This window comes from Sphingomonas aurea (assembly GCF_030678875.1).
Taxonomy (GTDB): Bacteria; Pseudomonadota; Alphaproteobacteria; order Sphingomonadales; family Sphingomonadaceae; genus Sphingomonas; species Sphingomonas aurea.
Map to the genome: position 1 here is coordinate 535,332 of NZ_JAUUDS010000001.1, position 19,192 is coordinate 554,523.

Consider the following 19,192-nt stretch of genomic DNA (forward strand, 5'->3'; position numbering starts at 1 on the left):
ATCGATGGCGGCATGGGTGATGAAGGCGGCGGCACTGGCCGGCGCGCTGGCGGCAAGTGCCTGCTCGGGCGGCGCGCCCGGCAGCGATACGGCCGACGAGGGTAACCGGGTCTCGCTCCGCAACCTGACCGAGAGCGAGGTCGCGAGTTCCGCAGCCGATCGCGAGTTCCGGCTGAAGGGTACGCTGGTGCCGACGCCATCCGATACCCGCTCGCGCCATTTTCTGCTGCGTGAGCGGCGTACGATCACCGGCAACATCGTCGCCATCCTGCGCGAGGAGCGGGGCGACAAGGTCGCCTATGCCCGCACCGAAGTCGATTGTGCCCGCCGCCTGTTCCACGTCCTGGGCGTCGGTCCGTCGCGGGCGTCGGCAGAGGTCGCGACCACCTATGACGGGCCGCTGCGGCCGATCACCGGCCTGCCGCTGCGAGAGGAGCTGGCCAGCTTCATCTGCGAGCGATCGGGCACGCCCTTGGCAAAGGCGTGACCGGTCAGGCCGGATAGCGGCGCTTCAGCACCTGATAGGCGGCGCGCAACGCGAACGCGTCGCCACCCTTGGGCCGGCCGGGCTTGGCGCTCGGCCGCCATGCGAAGACGTCGAGATGCGCCCAGGCCACGTCCTTCGGAACGAAGCGGCGCAGGAACAGCGCCGCGGTGATCGAGCCGGCAAAGCCGCCGTCGGGCGCGTTGACCAGATCGGCGACATCGGACTTCAGCATCTCGTCATACCCGTCCCACAGCGGCAGCCGCCACAGCGGGTCGTCGACGGCGGTGCCCGCCGCCAGCAGCTCGGCCGACAGCGCCTCGTCGTCGGTGAACAGCGGCGGCAGATCGGGGCCGAGCGCGACGCGCGCCGCACCGGTCAGGGTGGCGAAGTCGAGGATCAGCTCGGGATGCTCCTCGCCCGCGCGGGTGAGCGCATCGCCCAGGATCAGCCGCCCCTCGGCATCGGTATTGGTGTTCTCGACCGTCAGCCCCTTGCGGGTGCGCAGCACGTCGCCGGGGCGGAAGGCGTCGCCGGAGATCGCATTCTCGACCGCCGGGATCAGCAGGTGCAGCCGCAGCGGCAGCTTCGCCGCCATAACCAGCTCGGCCAGCGCCAGCGCGTGCGCGGCGCCCCCCATGTCCTTCTTCATCAGGCGCATGCCGCTCGAGGGCTTGATGTCGAGCCCGCCGGTGTCGAAGCACACGCCCTTGCCGACGATCGCAACGCGCGGGTGGCGTGGGTCACCCCAGTTCAGCTCGATCAGTCGCGGCGCCCGGTCGCGCGCGGCGGCGCGGCCGACCGCGTGGATCATCGGATACCCCTGCTCCAGCTCGTCGCCACGGCGAACGGTGACGGTCGCGCCGTGACGCGCTGCGAGCGCTTCCGTGGCGGCTTCCAGTTCGGCAGGCCCCATGTCGTTGGTCGGGGTGTTGACCAGGTCGCGGATCTGCGCCGTCGCCGCCGCCAGCCGCAACGTCTCCGCGATCGCTGCCGCGTCCGGCGTCAGGAGGACGCGCGGCTCGTCGTTCTCGGCACGGCGATAGCGATCGAAGCGGTACTGGCCGAGCAGCCAGCCGAGCGCGGAGGGGCCCCCGACATCGGCACGATAGGTGCCGGCCGGCAGTACCGCGGGCAATGCCGCCAGCGCCCAGGTCGACTCCGGATCGGCGACGACCGCAACGACGTGCCAGTCCTCGCCCTCGCCAGGCACGATCGCGTGGGTACCGGCCTTGCCGGCGAAGCGCTGCGCCGCCAGCAATGCGCGGGTCTGCGCCGGCCGCGCGGCAAGCCATGCGTCATAGGCGTCCGGGGTCACCACATCGATCCGGTGGGCGGCCTGGCCGCGATCGGGGAGCAGCATCGCGTCGAAACGGTTCATGGCATCACCAAGCAGATGCGGCAGAGACGCGCAATCCGGCGCAAGATCGGATCGCAGCCGGAACATTGCCCCGGCTGCCGGGTTTATCGATGATCGTCAGGAGGTTGCCGCCATGTTGTGGACCATCGTCATCATTCTGGTCATTCTGTGGCTGCTCGGCTTCTCGCTGCACGTCGCAGGCGGGCTGATCCACATCCTGCTCATCATCGCGCTCATCGTCGGGCTGGTACAGCTGTTCAGCGGCCGCCGGGCCTAGACGGGCACCCCGTAAAGGTCGTGCTCGTCGGCGTCCTCGATGCTGACCGGCACGATCACGCCGACCGACAGGTGAGCGGCATCGCGCAGGAAGACCTGGCCGTCGATTTCGGGAGCATCGGCCTGTGATCGACCGGTCGCGCCTTCCTCGCCGACCTCGTCGATGATGACGGGCAGGGTGCGGCCGATCTTGGCGGCGAGGCGCGCAGCGGAAATGGCCGCGGTCTTCGCCATGATGCGCTGGTAGCGCTCCTCCTTCACCTCCTCGGGCACCGGGTCGGGCAGGGCGTTGGCGGTGGCACCTTCGACGGGCTCGAAGCGGAAGGCGCCGACGCGGTCGAGCTGCGCCTCGTCCAGCCAGTCGAGCAGGTACTGGAAGTCCGCCTCCGTCTCTCCCGGGAACCCGACCACGAAGGTCGAGCGGATCGCGAGGTCCGGGCAGATGTCGCGCCACGCCTTGATCCGGCCGAGCACCTTGGCATCGTTGGCGGGGCGCTTCATCCGCTTGAGCACGGCGGGCGCCGCATGCTGGAACGGGATGTCGAGATAGGGGAGTACCAAGCCGTCCGCCATCAACGGAATGACCTGATCGACGTGCGGATAGGGATAGACGTAATGGAGCCGCACCCAAGGCGCGATCCGCCCGAGTTCGCGGGCCAGATCGGTCATGTGCGCTCGCACCTCACCACCGCCCTTCAGCGGCCAGCTGGCATGGCGCAGGTCCAGGCCATAGGCGCTGGTGTCCTGGCTGATGACCAGCAGCTCCTGTGTGCCGGCCGCAACCAGCTTCTCCGCCTCGCGCAGGATCGCGTCGGGGCGGCGGCTGACCAGATCGCCGCGAAGCGAGGGGATGATGCAGAAGGAGCAGCGGTGGTTGCACCCCTCCGAGATCTTCAGATAGCTGTAGTGCCGCGGCGTCAGCTTCAGCCCGGCATCGGGGATCAGGTCGATATAGGGTGACAGGTTGGCGGGTGCCGCCTCGTGCACCGCCTCGACCACCTGCTCGTACTGGTGCGCGCCGGTGACGGCGAGCACCTGCGGGAAGCGGGCGCGGATGACCTCTGCCTCCTTGCCCATGCAGCCGGTGACGATGACGCGGCCGTTCTCGGCGATCGCCTCGCCGATCGCCTCCAGGCTCTCTTCCTTGGCGGAATCGAGGAAGCCGCAGGTGTTGACCAGCACGACGTCGGCGCCGGCATAGTCGGCGGACATCTGGTAGCCGTCGGCGCGCAGCTGGGTCAGGATGCGCTCGCTGTCGACGAGGTTCTTCGGACAGCCGAGCGAGACCATGCCGACACGCGGCGGGGAGGGGAGTTTGGTTGCCATGGGACGGCGCGCACATAATGCGCGGCGACGCGATTTGCCAGCCGTGCGCAATCGTGCTTCGTCGCGGGGGCGGGAGGAACCACCATGTTAGCCATCGGCCTGATGTCCGGCACGTCGCTGGACGGTATCGACGCGGCCCTGATCGAGACCGACGGGCAGGCACTGGGGCGACCGCTCGCCTTTCGCGGAGAGGCTTATTCGGACGCCGCGAGGGCCGAACTGGCCGAGGCGACCCGCATCGCGCTGACCTATGACCGCCCCCGGCTGAGTCCCGAGATCGCCGCCGCCGCCGACCTTGTCGTGCGCACCCACGCGCTGGCGGTCCACAAGCTGCTGCGCGAGGCGGGGGTCGAGGCGGACAAGGTCGACGTGATCGGCTTTCACGGTCAGACGGTCGCGCACCGCCCGGATCGCGGCTGGACGTGGCAGATCGGCGACGGCGCGCAGCTGGCGGCGGCGTGCGGGATCACCACGGTGTCCGACTTTCGCAGCGCCGACGTGGCGGCGGGCGGGCAGGGCGCGCCGCTGCTGCCCATCTACCATGCCGCGCTGACCGCCGGGCTGGAGCGGCCGGTCGCGGTGCTGAATCTGGGCGGCGTCGCCAACGTGACGTGGATCGGTGCCGACGGCGCGCTGGTCGCCTTCGACACTGGTCCTGCCAATGGCCTGATCGACAGCTGGATCGAGGAGACGAGCGGCGCCCGTTTCGACACGGACGGGGCCCTCGCGGCGGCCGGCCGGGTCGATCAGGCGGTGCTGACCGCGATGCTCGACCATCCCTTCTTCGACGCGGCATCGCCCAAGTCGCTCGACCGCAGCGATTTCACCATCCAGCCCGCACGCGGGCTGTCGGCGGCGGACGGCGCGGCGACGCTGACCGCCTTCACTGCCGAATCGGTGGCGCTGGCGCTCCGCCAGCTGCCCGCGCCGCCGCGCCGGCTGATCGTGGCGGGGGGTGGCCGGCACAATCCGACCATGCTCCGGATGATCGCCGAGGCGACCGGATCGACCCCCGAGCCGTCCGATGTGCTGGGCTGGAACGGCGATGCCATGGAGGCGGAAGGATTCGCCTATATGGCCGTGAGAACGCTGGATAATCGACCGATCAGCTTTCCCGGAACGACGGGCGTCCCGGTGCCGACCGTCGGCGGGGTAATCCACCGCGTCTGATGCCCGGCCCATCGTCGTCCGGGTACGTTAACCCTAGACTGACACTTTGGCTGTAATAACACAGGTCAATGGACGAACCGGGGAGGGCCGTCACGTTGGAATCCGATCTGCGTTACTACGCCCGACGTTTGAGCATGGAGCGAGCCGCCGCCGAGCGCGCGGTCACCGCCGAGGCGCGCGAGCGCCGCATGCGCCTCGTCGAGAGCTATTCCCGCAAGCTGGCGGCACTGGGCGGCTGAGCCGCCGCCGCGCCCAGCGGGAGCGCGGCTTGCCGACCTCGGCCCGCACCATAACTGGTCGCGAGCAGCCATCTACTATCCGATATACAGCCTTGATCTCCTGCGCCGGCGGCAGATCGCCAAGTCGCTGCGGTCCGACACGTGACTGGGCGCGGCCGTCCGCATGACGGTTGGCAGGTGTGCAGGGTGGAGCGACCTTCGCCACGTCAGACTGGCCTAGCTGGGCGGATCCGCTCAGGGCGGCCAAGGCAAAGACGAGCATCATCCCTTTTCTCCTCTCAGCCGAGCATAGACGAAAGCCGCCGGCATCGTCACCGCTTCCGCGTCAGCTCGCGCGTGGCCTCGTCCAGCCCGGCCAGGGTCAGCGGGTACATGCGATCGGCCATCAGGTCGCGGATCATGCGGATCGACTGGCCATAGTCCCATTGCTCGCGCGGCAACGGATTGAGCCAGGCGGCGGCGGGATAGGCGGTGGTCAGCCGCTGGAGCCATACCGCGCCCGCCTCCTCGTTCATATGCTCGACCGAGCCGCCGGGATGGCTGATCTCATAGGGGCTCATCGACGCGTCGCCGACGAACAGCAGCTTGTGGTCGGAGCCGAACTTGTGGAGCACGTCCCAGGTTGGCGTGCGCTCCTGATAGCGGCGGCGATTATCCTTCCACACACCCTCATAGGGGCAGTTGTGGAAGTACCAGAATTCAAGGTGGCGGAACTCGGCGGTGGCGGCGGAGAACAGCTCCTCGCAGAGCTTCACGAACGGGTCCATCGACCCGCCGACGTCGAGGAACAGGAGGAGCTTCACCGCATTGCGTCGCTCGGGCCGCATCTTCACGTCGAGCCAGCCCTGCCGCGCAGTACCGGCGACGGTGCCGTCCAGGTCGAACTCGTCGGCTGCCCCCTCGCGCGCGAAGCGGCGCAGGCGGCGGAGCGCGACCTTGATGTTGCGGGTGCCCAGCTCGCGCGTGTTGTCGAGGTTGCGGAACTCGCGCTTGTCCCAGACCTTGATCGCGCGGCCGTGGCGACCCTCACCGCCGATCCGCACGCCCTCGGGATTATAGCCGCCATTGCCGAACGGGCTGGTGCCGCCGGTGCCGATCCACTTGCTGCCGCCCTGGTGGCGGCCGGTCTGCTCCTCGAGCCGCTGGCGCAGCGTGTCCATGATCGCGTCCCACGATCCCAGCGACTGGATCTCCGCCATCTGCTCGGGGGTCAGATAGCGTTCGGCCACCGCCTTCAGCCAGTCGGCGGGGATCTCGGGACGCGCCTCGCCGCCGCTGCCCAGCACGCCCTGAAACACCCGGGCGAAGACCTGGTCGAACCGGTCGATCAGCCCCTCGTCCTTGACATAAGTGGCGCGGGCGAGGTGGTAGAAATCCTCCGGCGTGCGCTCGATCACATCCGCGTCGAGCGCCTCGATCAGCACCAGATGCTCCTTGATGCCGACCGGGATGCCGGCTGCGCGCAGCGCGTCGAGGAAGTTCAGGAACATGGACGGATCAGGGCCGCCCCTGCCGCCGCGCCATGAAGGCCAGCCGCTCGAACAGCATGACGTCCTGTTCGTTCTTGAGGAGCGCACCGTGGAGCGGTGGAATCGCCTTGGTCGGATCCCGGTTCTGGAGAACCTCCAGCGGCATGTCCTCGTGCAGCAGCAGCTTCAGCCAGTCGATCAGCTCGGACGTGGACGGCTTCTTCTTCAGTCCCGGCACCTCGCGCACCTCGTAGAACAGGTCGAGCGCGCGGCCGACCAGCAGCTTCTGGATGCCGGGGAAGTGCACGTCGACGATGGCCTGCATCGTCTCGCGGTCGGGAAAGCGGATGTAGTGAAAGAAGCAGCGGCGCAGGAACGCGTCGGGCAAGTCCTTCTCGTTGTTCGAGGTGATGACGACGATCGGCCGCTCGGCGGCGCGGACCGTCTCGCCGGTCTCATAGACATGGAATTCCATGCGATCGAGTTCGTGGAGCAGGTCGTTGGGGAACTCGATATCCGCCTTGTCGACCTCGTCGATCAGCAGGACAGGCGGGGTGGGATGGGTGAATGCCTCCCACAATTTGCCGCGGCGGATATAGTTGGCGATGTCGTGGACGCGCGGGTCGCCGAGCTGGCCGTCGCGCAGCCGCGCCACCGCATCATACTCGTACAGGCCCTGTGCGGCCTTGGTGGTGGATTTCACCGTCCACTCGATCAGCGGCGCGCCGATCGCGGCGGCGATCTCGTGCGCGAGGACGGTCTTGCCGGTGCCGGGCTCACCCTTGACCAGCAGGGGCCGGCGCAGGCGGACGGCGGCATTGACCGCGACCTTCAGGTCGTCGGTGGCGACATAGGTGTCGGTGCTCTCGAAGCGCTTCATTCCGCCGATGTGGCGGAGCGGTCGCCCGGTTGCAACCGATCAGCCGCGATCGCGAGCGGCGGCCCGTGCCTCCAGCAGGTCCCACAGTCCGCGATGCTGGGCGAGCAGCTGGCGCGCCCCGAACATCATCGCCCGCTCGACCGCGGCACTGGCACCAAGCGCGGTGATCGCCTCGGCCGTCTCGCGCGGCGAGGGCCATGCCCCGGGCGCCAGGTCGATGCCGGCACTCGTTGCGCTCGCCTCGAGCACGCCGCGGATGACCGCCCAGTCGCCGACCAGCGCCGCCGCCGCACCGGTCGCGCAGCCGCCCCGGTCGGAATGGGCGAGCATCGACACGGCGTGGCGGACGCCGGCCAGCGCCGTCTCGCTCTCGGCCTGACCGGGTGTCGAGGGCAGGGGCCCGACCGCGGCGGCCAGCTGGATCAGCGCACCCCGCTCGGCCGCGAAGCCGAACCCCGCCTTGGCGAGCCAGTCGCATGCCTCGGGCTGGGCGCAGTGGTCGTGCGCCTCGTCGATCATGCCAGGGTGCCGGCCATGGACGGCACACAGGGCGTGGATGGCGTCGGCCAGGTCGCGCGCGGGCGGACGCAGCGCCAGCATCCGGCGGACATGCGGGTGATCCCCGCTGCCGTCCGATGCCACCAGGGCGGCGAGCAGGTCGAACGCCGTTCCCTGCCGCGCGCCGATCGCGCCGTTGCTCCACTTTTCCACGTCACCTCTTTCCCGGCCGTCATTCCAGCCGCCGGACGAACTCTGCCCGTGGCGATCACCCATTGCCGCCCGAGCTATACGAAGCGCGTAAAGACAGGGTGTACGTCGCGTTAGGAAAGCGGCCATGTCGATGAAGATCGTCCACGCGCCCTTGATGCGGCGCCGGTGGCCCGCGATAACGGCCGCTCGCCCGGCTTTTCGCGGGCGGCTCCGGAGAGACGACGGGATGCGTGCATGGTTGCTGGGACTTGCCTTGGCCTCGAGCGGGAGCGCGGCGATGGCCGCTGACCAGGAGACGCCCGCTCCTGCTCCCGTACCCGTGGTGGCGGAGCAGCCGGCGACGCTGACGTTGGCGCGCGTATTCGGCAATCCCGACCTGTCGGGGGTGCAGCCGCGCGCGGTGCGCCTGTCGCCGGACGGTCGCCTCGTCACCATGCTGCGCGCCCGTGCCGACGAGAAAGAGCGGTTCGACCTGTGGGCGGTCGACACCGCTACGGGTGCCGAGCGGATGCTGGTCGATTCCCGCGCGATCGGCTCCGGCGCCGAGCTGTCCGAGGCGGAGAAGATGCAGCGCGAGCGCAGCCGCATCGGCGGCAGTCGCGGTATCGTCTCGTACGACTGGAGCCCGGATGGTCGCTCGATCCTGGTGCCGCTCGACGGCGACCTCTACATGGCGACGCTCGACGGGCAGACGACGCGGCTGACGCAGGGGGGCAGCGGCGGGTTGAACCCCGTCATCAGCCCGCGCGGCACCACGATCAGCTTCGTGCGCGACCAGAATCTCTACGTCCAGCCGGTGAAGGCCGGCGGCGCGGCGAAGGCGATCACCACCGATGGTGCCGGCACCGTGCATTGGGGCGAGGCCGAGTTCGTCGCGCAGGAAGAGATGGACCGCCGCACCGGCTACTGGTGGAGCCCAGACGAGCGCTACATCGCGGTCGAGCGGTTCGACGAGGCACCGGTCAAGGTCGCTGTACGCGCCGCGATCGGCGCAACCGGCACCCGCGTCTACGAACAGCGCTATCCCGCCGCAGGCACGCCCAACGTGCTGGTCGAACTCTATGTAATGAAGCCTGACGGCAGCGGCGCGGTGAAGGTCAATCTCGGCACCGAGCGCGACATCTATCTCGCCCGCGTCGACTGGCTGCCGGACGGATCGGCGCTGCTCGTCCAGCGCGAGAGCCGCGACCAGCACCGGCTCGACATGCTGCGCGTGGACCCGGCCACCGGCCGCGCCACGCCGTTGTTCAGCGAGAAGGCGGGGCAGCGCAGCTGGCTCAACCTGTCCGACGCCTATCGGCCGCTCGGCGACGGCAGCCTGATCTGGCGATCGGAGCGATCGGGCTTCGGGCACCTCTATCGCTTCGCGGCGGGCAAGTGGACGCAGCTGACCCGCGGCGACTGGGTCGTGTCGGACCTGGTCGGGGTGGACGAGAAGCGCGGGCGGATCTTCTTCACCGCGAACAAGGACGATGTGCTGGAGCAGCATGTCTACGCGGTCGACATCGCCAAGCCGAACCAGGTCACCCGCCTGACCGAGCGCGGTTATACCTATACCGCGGCGATGGACGGCGCGGCGAGCCGGCTGATCCTGTCGCGCTCTGGCCCAGCCCAGCCGGCGCAGACCTACCTGGCCGATGTCGAGGGCAAGCGGCTGGCCTGGCTGAACGAGAATGCGGTGGTGCCGGGCCACCCCTATTTCCCCTATTTGCCCAGCCACCAGCCGACCAAGTTCGGCACGCTGAAGGCGGCCGATGGCTCGGTCCTCCACTGGGAGATGATCGCGCCGCCGCTGGAGCCAGGCAAGCGCTATCCGGTGTTCTTCCAGCATTATGGCGGCCCCGGATCGCAGACGGTGACGCGCGGCTGGCAGGGGGCGCTGCCGCAGTTCCTGGTCGACCAGGGCTGGATCTTCTTCCAGATCGACAATCGCGGCTCGCCGCACCGGGGCAAGGCGTTCGAGGACCAGATCTATCACGCGATGGGGACGGTAGAGGTCGCCGACCAGCTGGCGGGGGCCGAGTATCTGAAGACCCTGTCCTTCGTCGATCCGACCCGGATCGCGACCTATGGCTGGTCGTACGGCGGCTATATGTCGGTGAAGATGCTGGAGAAGACCCCGGGCGTCTATGCGGCGGCGGTGGCCGGTGCGCCGGTGACCGAGTGGCAGCTCTACGATACCCATTATACCGAGCGGTACATGGGCGACCCCCGGCTCGATCCGGCCGGCTATGCCGCGTCCAATGCGGTGTCGGACGCGGCGAAGATCCGCGATCCGCTGCTGCTGATCCACGGCATGGCGGACGATAACGTCTTTCTCGACAACTCCACCGCGCTTGCCGCCGAACTGCAGCGGACCGCCACCCCGTTCGAGATGATGTTCTATCCCGGCCAGACCCACCGGGTCGGCGGTGCCGGCATCAGCGAGCATCTGTGGGGTACGATCCTGAACTTCCTCGACCGAACGGTGAAGAGCCGGCCGGAGCCCGTTCCGGTTGCCGATACCGCGCTGCCGCCACCCCCGACGCCGGAGAACTGAAGCCCAGCTATCGCCCGCAACAACCAGAAAGATGGTGTACCCTCACGCGCAATGTCGTTAGGGCGCGGGCCGAGAATACGGAGACGGTCGATGGGTTACAGGGTGGTGGTCGCGGGCGCGACGGGCAATGTCGGGCGCGAGATGGTCAACATCCTGGCCGAGCGCGGCTTCCCCGCGGACGAGGTTGCGGTTCTCGCCTCCAGTCGCAGCCAGGGTGACCAGATCGAATATGGCGACACCGGCAAGCTGCTGAAGGTCCAGAATATCGAGCATTTCGATCCGGCCGGCTGGGATATGGCGCTGTTCGCGATCGGCAGCGAGGCGACCAAGGTCTACGCGCCGAAGTTCGCGGCTGCCGGCTGCACGGTGATCGACAACAGCTCGCTCTATCGCATGGACCCCGACGTGCCGCTGGTCGTGCCCGAGGTGAACCCGGACGCGATCGATGGCTACAAGGCCAGGAACATCATCGCCAATCCCAACTGCTCGACCGCGCAGATGGTCGTCGCGCTGAAGCCGCTGCACGATGCCGCGACGATCACCCGCGTCGTCGTCGCGACCTATCAGTCGGTGTCGGGCGCCGGCAAGGTCGGCATGGACGAGCTGTTCGAGCAGAGCCGCAACATCTTCGTCGGCGACAGCGCCGAACCGAAGAAGTTCACCAAGCAGATCGCGTTCAACGTGATCCCGCACATCGACAGCTTCCTGGACGACGGATCGACCAAGGAAGAATGGAAGATGGTGGTCGAGACCAAGAAGATCCTCGATCCCAAGATCAAGGTGACTGCCACCTGCGTGCGCGTCCCCGTGTTCGTCGGCCATTCGGAGGCGCTGAACGTCGAATTCGCCAACGAGCTGTCCGCCGAGGACGCCAAGCGCATCCTGCGCGAGGCGCCCGGCATCATGCTGATCGACAAGCATGAGGACGGCGGCTACGCGACCCCGATCGAGGCGGCCGGCGACGACGCCACCTATGTCAGCCGCGTGCGCGAGGACCCGACGGTCGAGAACGGGCTGGCGCTGTGGTGCGTCAGCGATAATCTGCGCAAGGGCGCCGCGCTCAACGCCGTCCAGATCGCCGAACTGCTCGGCCGCCGCCACCTGAAGAAGGGCAACGAGGCCGCGCTGATCGCCGACGAGGCGCGCGAAACCGCCAACGAGGACTGAGCGACCCTGATCCGTCACCCCAGCGCAGGCTGGGGTCTCTCACCAATAGCGCGACCGCCTAGAGTGTAATCCACCGAAACTGAAGCACCTCCGCGGCCTCCGCCGGGGAGACTAAGTGGCTGGTTCAATTCGAGTGGAACACACTCCAGCCGCGAAAGATCTCAGCCTGCGCGGGGATGACGACAATGTGGCCGGTGCCCTGCCTCAATGCCCCATCGCATCTGCGCTCGCCTTTGCCGGTGCCGCGCCGCGCGGCCGCTTCATCAGCAGCACGAGGGGGATCGCGCAGGCGGTCAGGATCATCATCAGCTTGAAGTCGTCGAGATAGGCGATCATCGCCGCCTGCTGGTTCACCAGCCCGTCGACGATCGCCAGCGCCGCGTCGCTGTTCGTGCCCAGCATCGATCCGACGATCGGGTCGGCCCCGGTCAGCCCGCCTGCGGTGACATGCCCGGCCAGCTCCATATGGCTGGTCTGGATGTTCCGGGCGAGCATCGCGACGACGATCGAGATACCGACCGACGCGCCGATGTTGCGCGACAGGTTCATCAGGCTCGACCCCTCGGTCCGCTGGTGCGGGCCGAGCGTCGCGAAGGCGGTGATGTTGAGCGGGATGAAGATCAGCCCCAACCCCGCGCCCTGGATCAGCCCGGTGACGATGAAGTGGCGCGCACCCATCACCAGCGTCCAGCCGGTCATCTCCCACAGCGATACCGCCGCGATCGCGAGGCCGGTGCCGACCAGCCAGCGCGGGTCGGCGCCCTTCGCCACCAGCCGCCCGGCGATCGCCATGCTGAAGATGATGCCCACTCCGCGCGGCACCAGCAGCAGCCCGGTGTCGAGAACGGGATAGCCGTAGAGGTTCTGGAGCATCGGCGGCAGCAGCGCCATCGTCGCCATCATCAGCATGCCGACGACCAGCATGAAGCCGATGCCGGTCATCAGGTTGCGGTTGGCGAGCAGGTCGCGCCCGAACATCGGCCGCTTGGCGGTCGCCAGATGGACCGCAAACATCCACGCCGCCGACAGCGCGACCAGTCCCTCCAGCCATACCTCCCACGACGCGAACCAATCCTCCGACTGGCCGCGGTCGAGCATCAGCTGGAGCGAGCTGATCGCGATCGCCAGCGTCGCGAAGCCGAACAGGTCGAATCCGCGCTTCAGCACCGGCCGGCTCGGCAGCAGCGACCACAGGATCGCGAAGCAGCCGATGCCGATCGGCACGTTGACGTAGAAGACCCAGCGCCAGTTGTAGTTCTCGGTCAGCCAGCCACCCAGCACCGGCCCCATGATCGGGCCGACCATCACCCCCATGCCCCACACCGCCATCGCGCCGGCCTGTTTCGACGGCCGGTTGATGTCGAGCATCACCGTCTGGCTGAGCGGGTTCATGAAGGCCGCCGCGATACCCTGGAGGATGCGGAAGAACACCATCGACGGCAGGTTCTGCGCCAGCCCGCACAGCATCGATGCCGCGACGAAGCCGACTACCGACCACAGGAACAGGTTGCGGCTGCCGATCCGGTCCGACAGCCAGCCGGTCACCGGGATCGCGACCGCCGAGGCGACGATGTAGCTGGTCAGCACCCAGGTGATCGTATCCGCCGTCGCGCCCAGCGCCGCCTGCATGTGCGGCAGCGCGACATTGGCGATGGTCGAATCGAGGATCTGCATGATCGTCGCCGCCATTACGCCGAGGGTCAGCAGCGGACGGTTACTGGTGTGGAGCGCGGGCTGGTCGTGGGCGGCAGTCATGGCCAGTACCGGCCGAAATTGCCAATCGTCATGCCGGGCTTGTCCCGGCTTCCACGGCTCAACAAACGCTCAGCCTGATGCTCTTGCGGCCCGGTGGATGCCGGGACGAGCCCGGCATGACGGGGCATCCCAAAGCTCAACGCCCGCTCCGCACGTCGACGGTCACGTCCGCCGACTGGCCGGCGATCAGCTGGCGCGGGCTTTTCTGGTCAATGGCAATGCGCACCGGAATGCGCTGCGTCACCTTGACCCAGTTGCCCGTCGCATTCTGCGCCGGCAGCACCGAGAATTCCGATCCGGTACCCGCGCCGATCGACTGGACATGCCCCTTCAGCGTCACGCCCGGAAAGGCGTCGAAGCGAACCTCCGCCGGCTGGCCGACGCGCATGTGCTGCAGGTCGGTCTCCTTGAAGTTCGCCTCCACCCACGACGTGTCGCTGGCCACGATCGACACGGCGGGCAGGCCGGTGATCATCATCTGGCCGACCTGAAGCCGGTCGGTCTGGCTGACGGTGCCGCCGACCGGCGCGCGCACGACGGTGCGCGACAGATCGAGCGCTGCCTTGTCACGCCCCACCCGTGCGGCCGCGATCGCGGGATTGGCACCGGGCACCGCCGATCCGGTCGACAGCTTCGCCTGCGCCTTGTCGGCTTCCGCCTGCGCATTGCCCAGCCGGCCGCGCGCCTGTTCCAGCGCATGTTCCGCCTGTTGCAGCCGCGCGCGGGTCGTGAAGCCGCGGCGCATCAGCTCGGCCTGACGGTCGTAATCCTCCTTGGCCGACTGGATCGCGTCACGCGCGGCGACGATGTCGGCACCGGTCCCGCGATAGTCGGACTGGAGCGAGGTGAGCTGGACCTGCGCGCCGGCGATCGCCGCATCCGCCTGTTCGACGGCGATCCGGTACGGCGCCGGGTCGATGCGGAACAGCAGGTCACCTGCCTTCACCCGCTGGTTCTCGGTCACTCCGACCTCGACGATGCGGCCCGCGACATCAGCCGACACTGCCACCTTGTCCTGCGCGACATAGGCGTTGTCGGTCGACACCGTCCGGCCGGCGGTGAACCAGAACCAGCCGGCGACGATCGCGGCCAGCAACGGTACGCTGACCATCAACAGCGGGCGCCAGCGGCGGCGCCGGGCGACCGGGGCTTCCGCTGTCGCATCGATCGTGCCGGCGTGCAGCGTGCGCTGCGGATCCGCGTCAGCCATGGGCCTTTTCCTTCGGTGATGCCGCCTGAAGATTGGTATGAAGCTGTCCCAGCGTGTCCTTCATCGCCGCCAGCGCGGCGGCGTCGATCCCGCCCAGCACTTCGCCGAACAGGTCGTCGGCGACCCCGCGCAACCGGTCGAGCATGGGATGCGCCCGCTCGGTCAGGAAGATGTTCCACGCCCGCCGGTCGGCCGGATCCCGGCGCCGCTCGACCAGCCCGGCATCCGCCAGCCGATCGACCATGCGGCACAAGGTAATCGGCTCGACCTCCAGCAGTTCCGCGAGCGTCCCCTGAGTCGCGCCCTCGTGCCGCGCCAGCTTCAGCAGCACGCGCCACTGCTGCCGGGTGGCGCCGACCTGTCGCGCACGCTCGTCGAAGCGGCGGCGCATCAGGCGCGACACGTCGCCGATCAGAAATGCCAAGTCATCATTCATCGCGCGCACATAATATGCATGCTTAGTAAAAGGAAGGCGGGAGTGCCTGCAAACCATGTCGCCGCGGTTGCGCGGCACGCATGTTCCCCGCACTAGCCGCGGGGCGGCATCTTGGTTACATGGCCCGCCACTTGCCCCACATGCAGGATTCGGCAGCTCCCATGGACATCCGCCTCGGCCTTACCTTTGACGACGTGCTGCTGGTCCCGGCGGCCTCGGCGGTGCTGCCCAGCCAGGCCGACACGCGCACCCAGGTGACGCGCGGCATCGCGCTCAACATCCCGGTGCTGTCGGCGGCGATGGATACTGTGACCGAGGCGGATATGGCGATCGTCATGGCGCAGCTGGGCGGGATCGGCGTGCTCCACCGCAACCTGTCGGTCGACGAGCAGGTGGCTGCGGTCCGCCAGGTCAAGCGGTTCGAGAGCGGGATGGTCGTCAACCCGATCACCATCGCGCCGACGGCGACGCTGGCAGAGGCGCAGGCGTTGATGGCGCAGCACCGGATCAGCGGCATTCCCGTCGTCGAGCAGGACGGCCGGCTGGTCGGCATCCTGACCAATCGCGACGTCCGCTTCGCGGGCAACCCGCACCAGCCGGTCGCCGAGCTGATGACGCGCGACAACCTCGCCACCGTATCGACCGATGTCGGCCAGGACGAGGCCCGCCGCCTGCTCCACCAGCGCCGTATCGAGAAGCTGGTGGTGGTCGACGACGCCTATCGCTGCGTCGGCCTCATCACCGTCAAGGATATCGAGAAGGCCGCGATCCATCCTGACGCGACCAAGGACGCCGCCGGCCGCCTGCGCGTCGCTGCCGCGACGACCGTGGGCGACAAGGGTTTCGCCCGGACCGAGGCGCTGGTCGATGCCGGCGTCGACCTGGTCATCATCGACACCGCCCACGGCCATAATGCAGAGGTCGCCGCCGCGGTCGCGCGCGTGAAGAAGCTGTCCAACGCCGTCGAGGTGGTGGCCGGCAACGTCGCCACCGCAGAGGCGACGCGCGCGCTGATCGATGCGGGTGCGGACGGGGTGAAGGTGGGCATCGGCCCGGGCTCGATCTGCACCACCCGCGTTGTCGCCGGCGTCGGCGTGCCGCAGCTGACCGCCGTCATGGACTGTGCCGAAGCGGGTGCGAAGGCAGGCGTGCCGGTGATCGCCGATGGCGGGCTGCGCACCTCGGGCGATCTCGCCAAGGCGCTCGCGGCGGGGGCGGCGACCTGCATGGTCGGCTCGCTTCTGGCGGGCACCGAGGAGGCGCCGGGCGAGACGTTTCTCTACCAGGGCCGCTCGTACAAGTCGTATCGCGGCATGGGCTCGGTCGGCGCGATGGGCCGCGGCTCGGCCGATCGCTATTTCCAGGGCGACATCAAGGACCAGATGAAGCTGGTGCCCGAGGGGATCGAGGGCCAGGTCGCCTTCAAGGGACCGGCGCGCGACGTGATCCACCAGCTCGTCGGCGGTATCAAGGCGGCAATGGGCTATACCGGCGCCGCTACCATCGCCGACCTGCAGAGCCGCGCGCAGTTCGTCCAGATCACCGGCGCCGGGCTGAAGGAGAGCCACGTCCATGACGTGACGATCACGCGCGAGGCGCCCAATTATCCGACGCGCTGAGCCATGACGCCGGCGGCGCGGACCCAGGCCGCGATCGAGCTGCTCGACATGATCGCCGATGCCGCGCGCGAGGGCGGGGCGGCGGCGGACACGCTGGTCGCCCGCTATTTCGCGACGCGCCGCTATGCCGGGTCGAAGGACCGGCGGGCGGTGCGCGAGCTGGTCTATGCCGCGATCCGCTCTGCTGGCGAGGTGCCGCCGAGCGGCCGCGCCGCGCTGCTGCTGCTCGCCGACGAGGATCCCGCGGTCGCAGCGACCTTCGACGGATCGGCGCACGGTCCCGCGCCGATCGCGCCGGGCGAGAAGCGGGCAGGGCGGGGGATCGCGCCGGCCTGGCTGGTCGAGATGCTGCGCCTGTCCAGCCTGTCCGATGAGGCGATGCCGGCCCTGATATCGCGGGCACCACTCGACCTGCGCATCAACACGCTGAAGGACGCGCCCGAAGTCGAGGGCGCGGAGCCGCTGCCGCGCGTTCCCGCCGGCCTGCGCCTGCCGAGTGGCACCGTGGTCGACCAACTGCCGGCGTTCCGGGACGGCGCGGTCGAGGTGCAGGACGAGGGCAGCCAGATCGTCGGCCTGGCACTGCCGGTCGAACCCGGACAGCGGATCGTCGACCTCTGTGCCGGTGCCGGTGGCAAAACGCTGGCGCTCGCCGCGCGAATGGCGAACGAGGGCGCGCTGCTCGCCTGCGATACCGATCGCGGTCGCCTGTCGCGCCTGCTGCCACGGGCCGAGCGGGCGGGCGTGTCGATCGTCGAGACGCGGCTGCTCGATCCGGGTCGCGAAGCGGAGGCACTGGTCGGCTGGCGCGGTAGTGCCGACGGTATGCTGGTCGACGCGCCCTGCTCGGGTACCGGCACCTGGCGCCGCAATCCCGAGGCGCGCTGGCGGCTGACGCCCAAGCGGTTGGCGCGGCTGGTCGAGACACAGGCGCACGTCCTGTCGATCGCGGCACCGCTGGTGCGGCCGGGCGGCAGCCTGGTCTACATCGTCTGCTCGCTGCTCGACGAGGAGGGAACGGGGCAGGTCGACCGTTTCCTTGCCGCTCATCCCGGCTGGCGCGCCGAAACGCCGGACCTGCCCGCCGGTCGCCCGCACGGGCACGGCGTCCGCCTTGATCCCGCCACCGACGGGACGGATGGATTTTTCGTCGCGCGGCTGATCGCGCCATGCTAGCCGTCATGGCGTGCCCCGTTCGGAGATGATGATGCGTTTCGCCTCGGTCGCCCTTGTCGCCGCGCTTGCGACGGTCAGCGTCACGACCTCGCTGAAGGGCCAGCGTACCGAGCGGGCGATCGATCCGCGTTCGATGCAGCTGCTGGCCGAGGGCAAGGCGCAGAAGGCCGCCGGTCACCTGGAACTCGCCAACGACACGCTGGAAACGGCGGCGCTGGTCGATCCGCGCAACGCCGGGGCGTTCATCACCCTGGCCCAGATTGCCGAAACGCGCGCGCTGCCCGGCAAGGCGATCCGCCTCTATCGCGAGGCGCTGCTCCTCGAACCCGACGATCGCGCCGCGTTGCAGGGGCAGGGCGAGGCGCTGGTCGCCAAGGGTGCGCTCGACCGCGCGCGCGCGAACCTCGCCCGGCTGAAGACGCTGTGCAAGGGCCCTTGCCCCGAGGCGACCACGCTCGCCGCGAGCATCGTCAAGGGCCCGCCGATCACGACCGCGCAGGTCGAGGGAACGACCGGCAAGCCCTGACCTTCGTCAGGCCATCGCCCGAGCGAGGGCGATGAACTCCGCAACGCTCACCGTTTCGGCCCGCCGCGTCGGATCGATGCCGCAAGCCTCCATCGCCTCTGCGGCGCCCGCGACACCCTTCAAACTCTGCCGCAGCATCTTGCGCCGCTGTCCGAACGCCGCGCCGGTCAGCCGCTCCAGCGTCGCCAGCCGCACCCCATCGGGCGTCGTGGTCGGGGTGATGTGGACAACCGCCGACATCACCTTTGGCGGCGGGGTAAAGGCGGAGCGATGGACCGGCATCGCGATCCGCGCCGCCGAGCGCCACTGGGCGAGTACCGCCAGCCGGCCATAGGCGTCGTCATCTGCCGCCGCGACGATCCGGTCCGCCACCTCGCGCTGGAACATCAGCGTCAGCGATCGCCACCACGGCATCCACTCGGCCGACAGCCACCCGACCAGCAGCGCGGTGCCGACATTATAGGGCAGGTTCGATACGATATGCGGCGCACCGTCGAACAGCGCGGGTGCGTCAATCTCCAGCGCGTCACCCTCGATCACCCGCAGCTTGCCGGGGTATGCGTCGCCCAGTTCTGCGAGCGCCGGGATGCAGCGCCGGTCGCGCTCGATCGCGGTCACGCGGGCACCCGCGGCGAGCAGGGCCCGGGTCAGGCCACCGGGCCCCGGGCCAACCTCCAGCACCTCGGCACCCGTCAGGTCGCCCGGCACCGCGGCGATGCGCGCGAGCAGCTGGCCGTCGAACAGGAAATTCTGCCCGAGCGCCTTGGACGCGGTCAGCCCGTGGCGCGCGATCACCTCACGCAGGGGCGGCAGGGCAGGCGTGTCGCTCACGCCCGAACGGCGTGGCGA

At 69.0% G+C, this 19,192-nt stretch carries 17 protein-coding genes; 8 read left to right on the forward strand and 9 right to left on the reverse strand.

Annotated features, from left to right (window positions below; all coding sequences use genetic code 11):
* Positions 1–4: 4 nt before the first annotated feature.
* Complete coding sequence (locus Q5H91_RS02810) at positions 5–487, forward strand: hypothetical protein (protein ID WP_305171691.1); 483 nt, start codon at positions 5–7, stop codon at positions 485–487.
* 4 nt (positions 488–491) lie between these two features.
* On the opposite strand, the gene Q5H91_RS02815 is transcribed toward Q5H91_RS02810, so the two are convergent.
* Positions 492–1,865, reverse strand: coding sequence for a leucyl aminopeptidase family protein (locus tag Q5H91_RS02815; RefSeq protein WP_305171692.1), 1,374 nt, complete (start codon positions 1,863–1,865; stop codon positions 492–494).
* Between the two features lie 112 nt (positions 1,866–1,977).
* Here Q5H91_RS02815 and Q5H91_RS02820 point away from each other — a divergent pair, with 112 nt between their 5' ends.
* Positions 1,978–2,121 (forward strand): lmo0937 family membrane protein, encoded by a 144-nt coding sequence (locus Q5H91_RS02820; RefSeq protein WP_305171693.1) that lies wholly within the window; start codon positions 1,978–1,980, stop codon positions 2,119–2,121.
* On the opposite strand, the gene rimO is transcribed toward Q5H91_RS02820, so the two are convergent.
* Positions 2,118–3,446: a 30S ribosomal protein S12 methylthiotransferase RimO gene (gene rimO, locus Q5H91_RS02825; protein WP_305171694.1), complete on the reverse strand. Its 1,329-nt coding sequence runs from the start codon at positions 3,444–3,446 to the stop codon at positions 2,118–2,120. The two genes, Q5H91_RS02820 and rimO, sit on opposite strands and share 4 nt — an antisense overlap.
* A gap of 84 nt (positions 3,447–3,530) precedes the next feature.
* Between rimO and Q5H91_RS02830 the strand changes: the two genes are divergently transcribed.
* The gene (locus Q5H91_RS02830; RefSeq protein ID WP_305171695.1) at positions 3,531–4,616 is read left to right on the forward strand and encodes an anhydro-N-acetylmuramic acid kinase; all 1,086 of its coding nucleotides are present in this window, start codon (positions 3,531–3,533) and stop codon (positions 4,614–4,616) included.
* A 550-nt stretch (positions 4,617–5,166) separates the two neighbouring features.
* Here the strand turns inward: Q5H91_RS02830 and Q5H91_RS02835 are convergent.
* From Q5H91_RS02835 to Q5H91_RS02845, 3 genes are read right to left on the reverse strand one after another with little or no spacing between them, the layout of a single operon-like run.
* Positions 5,167–6,345 (reverse strand): vWA domain-containing protein, encoded by a 1,179-nt coding sequence (locus tag Q5H91_RS02835; protein WP_305171696.1) that lies wholly within the window; start codon positions 6,343–6,345, stop codon positions 5,167–5,169.
* 7 nt (positions 6,346–6,352) lie between these two features.
* Positions 6,353–7,204: an AAA family ATPase gene (locus Q5H91_RS02840; RefSeq protein WP_305171697.1), complete on the reverse strand. Its 852-nt coding sequence runs from the start codon at positions 7,202–7,204 to the stop codon at positions 6,353–6,355.
* Between the two features lie 39 nt (positions 7,205–7,243).
* Positions 7,244–7,915, reverse strand: coding sequence for a DUF6975 family protein (locus tag Q5H91_RS02845; RefSeq protein ID WP_305171698.1), 672 nt, complete (start codon positions 7,913–7,915; stop codon positions 7,244–7,246).
* A gap of 277 nt (positions 7,916–8,192) precedes the next feature.
* On the opposite strand from Q5H91_RS02845, the gene Q5H91_RS02850 reads away from it, so the two are divergent.
* Together Q5H91_RS02850 and Q5H91_RS02855 are read left to right on the forward strand one after the other, a co-directional pair.
* Entirely contained in the window at positions 8,193–10,454 is a 2,262-nt protein-coding gene (locus Q5H91_RS02850; RefSeq protein WP_370655207.1) for a S9 family peptidase, read from the forward strand.
* A gap of 90 nt (positions 10,455–10,544) precedes the next feature.
* Entirely contained in the window at positions 10,545–11,621 is a 1,077-nt protein-coding gene (locus Q5H91_RS02855) for an aspartate-semialdehyde dehydrogenase (RefSeq protein WP_305171700.1), read from the forward strand.
* A 204-nt stretch (positions 11,622–11,825) separates the two neighbouring features.
* Here Q5H91_RS02855 and Q5H91_RS02860 read toward each other — a convergent pair whose 3' ends face one another.
* From Q5H91_RS02860 to Q5H91_RS02870, 3 genes are all read right to left on the reverse strand, one after another.
* Complete coding sequence (locus tag Q5H91_RS02860; RefSeq protein ID WP_305171701.1) at positions 11,826–13,376, reverse strand: DHA2 family efflux MFS transporter permease subunit; 1,551 nt, start codon at positions 13,374–13,376, stop codon at positions 11,826–11,828.
* Positions 13,377–13,512: 136 nt separating this feature from the next.
* Entirely contained in the window at positions 13,513–14,586 is a 1,074-nt protein-coding gene (locus Q5H91_RS02865) for an HlyD family secretion protein (RefSeq protein WP_305171702.1), read from the reverse strand.
* Positions 14,579–15,022, reverse strand: coding sequence for a MarR family winged helix-turn-helix transcriptional regulator (locus tag Q5H91_RS02870; RefSeq protein WP_305171703.1), 444 nt, complete (start codon positions 15,020–15,022; stop codon positions 14,579–14,581). The genes Q5H91_RS02865 and Q5H91_RS02870 overlap by 8 nt, the downstream gene beginning before the upstream one ends.
* 161 nt (positions 15,023–15,183) lie before the next feature.
* On the opposite strand from Q5H91_RS02870, the gene guaB reads away from it, so the two are divergent.
* The 3 genes from guaB to Q5H91_RS02885 are packed head-to-tail and all read left to right on the forward strand — an operon-like array spanning position 15,184 to position 18,343.
* On the forward strand, positions 15,184–16,641 hold the full coding sequence (guaB, locus tag Q5H91_RS02875) for an IMP dehydrogenase (protein ID WP_305171704.1): 1,458 nt from the start codon (positions 15,184–15,186) through the stop codon (positions 16,639–16,641).
* 3 nt (positions 16,642–16,644) lie between these two features.
* Positions 16,645–17,817 (forward strand): RsmB/NOP family class I SAM-dependent RNA methyltransferase, encoded by a 1,173-nt coding sequence (locus Q5H91_RS02880; protein ID WP_305171705.1) that lies wholly within the window; start codon positions 16,645–16,647, stop codon positions 17,815–17,817.
* A 31-nt stretch (positions 17,818–17,848) separates the two neighbouring features.
* Complete coding sequence (locus Q5H91_RS02885; RefSeq protein WP_305172368.1) at positions 17,849–18,343, forward strand: hypothetical protein; 495 nt, start codon at positions 17,849–17,851, stop codon at positions 18,341–18,343.
* 6 nt (positions 18,344–18,349) lie between these two features.
* Here Q5H91_RS02885 and rsmA read toward each other — a convergent pair whose 3' ends face one another.
* Complete coding sequence (gene rsmA / locus Q5H91_RS02890; protein ID WP_305171706.1) at positions 18,350–19,174, reverse strand: 16S rRNA (adenine(1518)-N(6)/adenine(1519)-N(6))-dimethyltransferase RsmA; 825 nt, start codon at positions 19,172–19,174, stop codon at positions 18,350–18,352.
* Positions 19,175–19,192: the final 18 nt, after the last annotated feature.

Bases quoted from the DNA above. Each gene is read 5' to 3' on its own strand.
- rimO (WP_305171694.1), bottom strand. From the start codon at position 3,446: ATGGCAACCAAACTCCCCTCCCCGCCGCGTGTCGGCATGGTCTCGCTC.
- Q5H91_RS02810 (WP_305171691.1), top strand. From the start codon at position 5: ATGGCGGCATGGGTGATGAAGGCGGCGGCACTGGCCGGCGCGCTGGCG.
- Q5H91_RS02885 (WP_305172368.1), top strand. From the start codon at position 17,849: ATGCGTTTCGCCTCGGTCGCCCTTGTCGCCGCGCTTGCGACGGTCAGC.
- Q5H91_RS02815 (WP_305171692.1), bottom strand. From the start codon at position 1,865: ATGAACCGTTTCGACGCGATGCTGCTCCCCGATCGCGGCCAGGCCGCC.
- Q5H91_RS02850 (WP_370655207.1), top strand. From the start codon at position 8,193: ATGGCCGCTGACCAGGAGACGCCCGCTCCTGCTCCCGTACCCGTGGTG.
- Q5H91_RS02880 (WP_305171705.1), top strand. From the start codon at position 16,645: ATGACGCCGGCGGCGCGGACCCAGGCCGCGATCGAGCTGCTCGACATG.
- Q5H91_RS02865 (WP_305171702.1), bottom strand. From the start codon at position 14,586: ATGGCTGACGCGGATCCGCAGCGCACGCTGCACGCCGGCACGATCGAT.
- Q5H91_RS02855 (WP_305171700.1), top strand. From the start codon at position 10,545: ATGGGTTACAGGGTGGTGGTCGCGGGCGCGACGGGCAATGTCGGGCGC.
- guaB (WP_305171704.1), top strand. From the start codon at position 15,184: ATGGACATCCGCCTCGGCCTTACCTTTGACGACGTGCTGCTGGTCCCG.
- Q5H91_RS02860 (WP_305171701.1), bottom strand. From the start codon at position 13,376: ATGACTGCCGCCCACGACCAGCCCGCGCTCCACACCAGTAACCGTCCG.
- Q5H91_RS02820 (WP_305171693.1), top strand. From the start codon at position 1,978: ATGTTGTGGACCATCGTCATCATTCTGGTCATTCTGTGGCTGCTCGGC.
- Q5H91_RS02830 (WP_305171695.1), top strand. From the start codon at position 3,531: ATGTTAGCCATCGGCCTGATGTCCGGCACGTCGCTGGACGGTATCGAC.
- Q5H91_RS02870 (WP_305171703.1), bottom strand. From the start codon at position 15,022: ATGAATGATGACTTGGCATTTCTGATCGGCGACGTGTCGCGCCTGATG.
- Q5H91_RS02835 (WP_305171696.1), bottom strand. From the start codon at position 6,345: ATGTTCCTGAACTTCCTCGACGCGCTGCGCGCAGCCGGCATCCCGGTC.
- Q5H91_RS02840 (WP_305171697.1), bottom strand. From the start codon at position 7,204: ATGAAGCGCTTCGAGAGCACCGACACCTATGTCGCCACCGACGACCTG.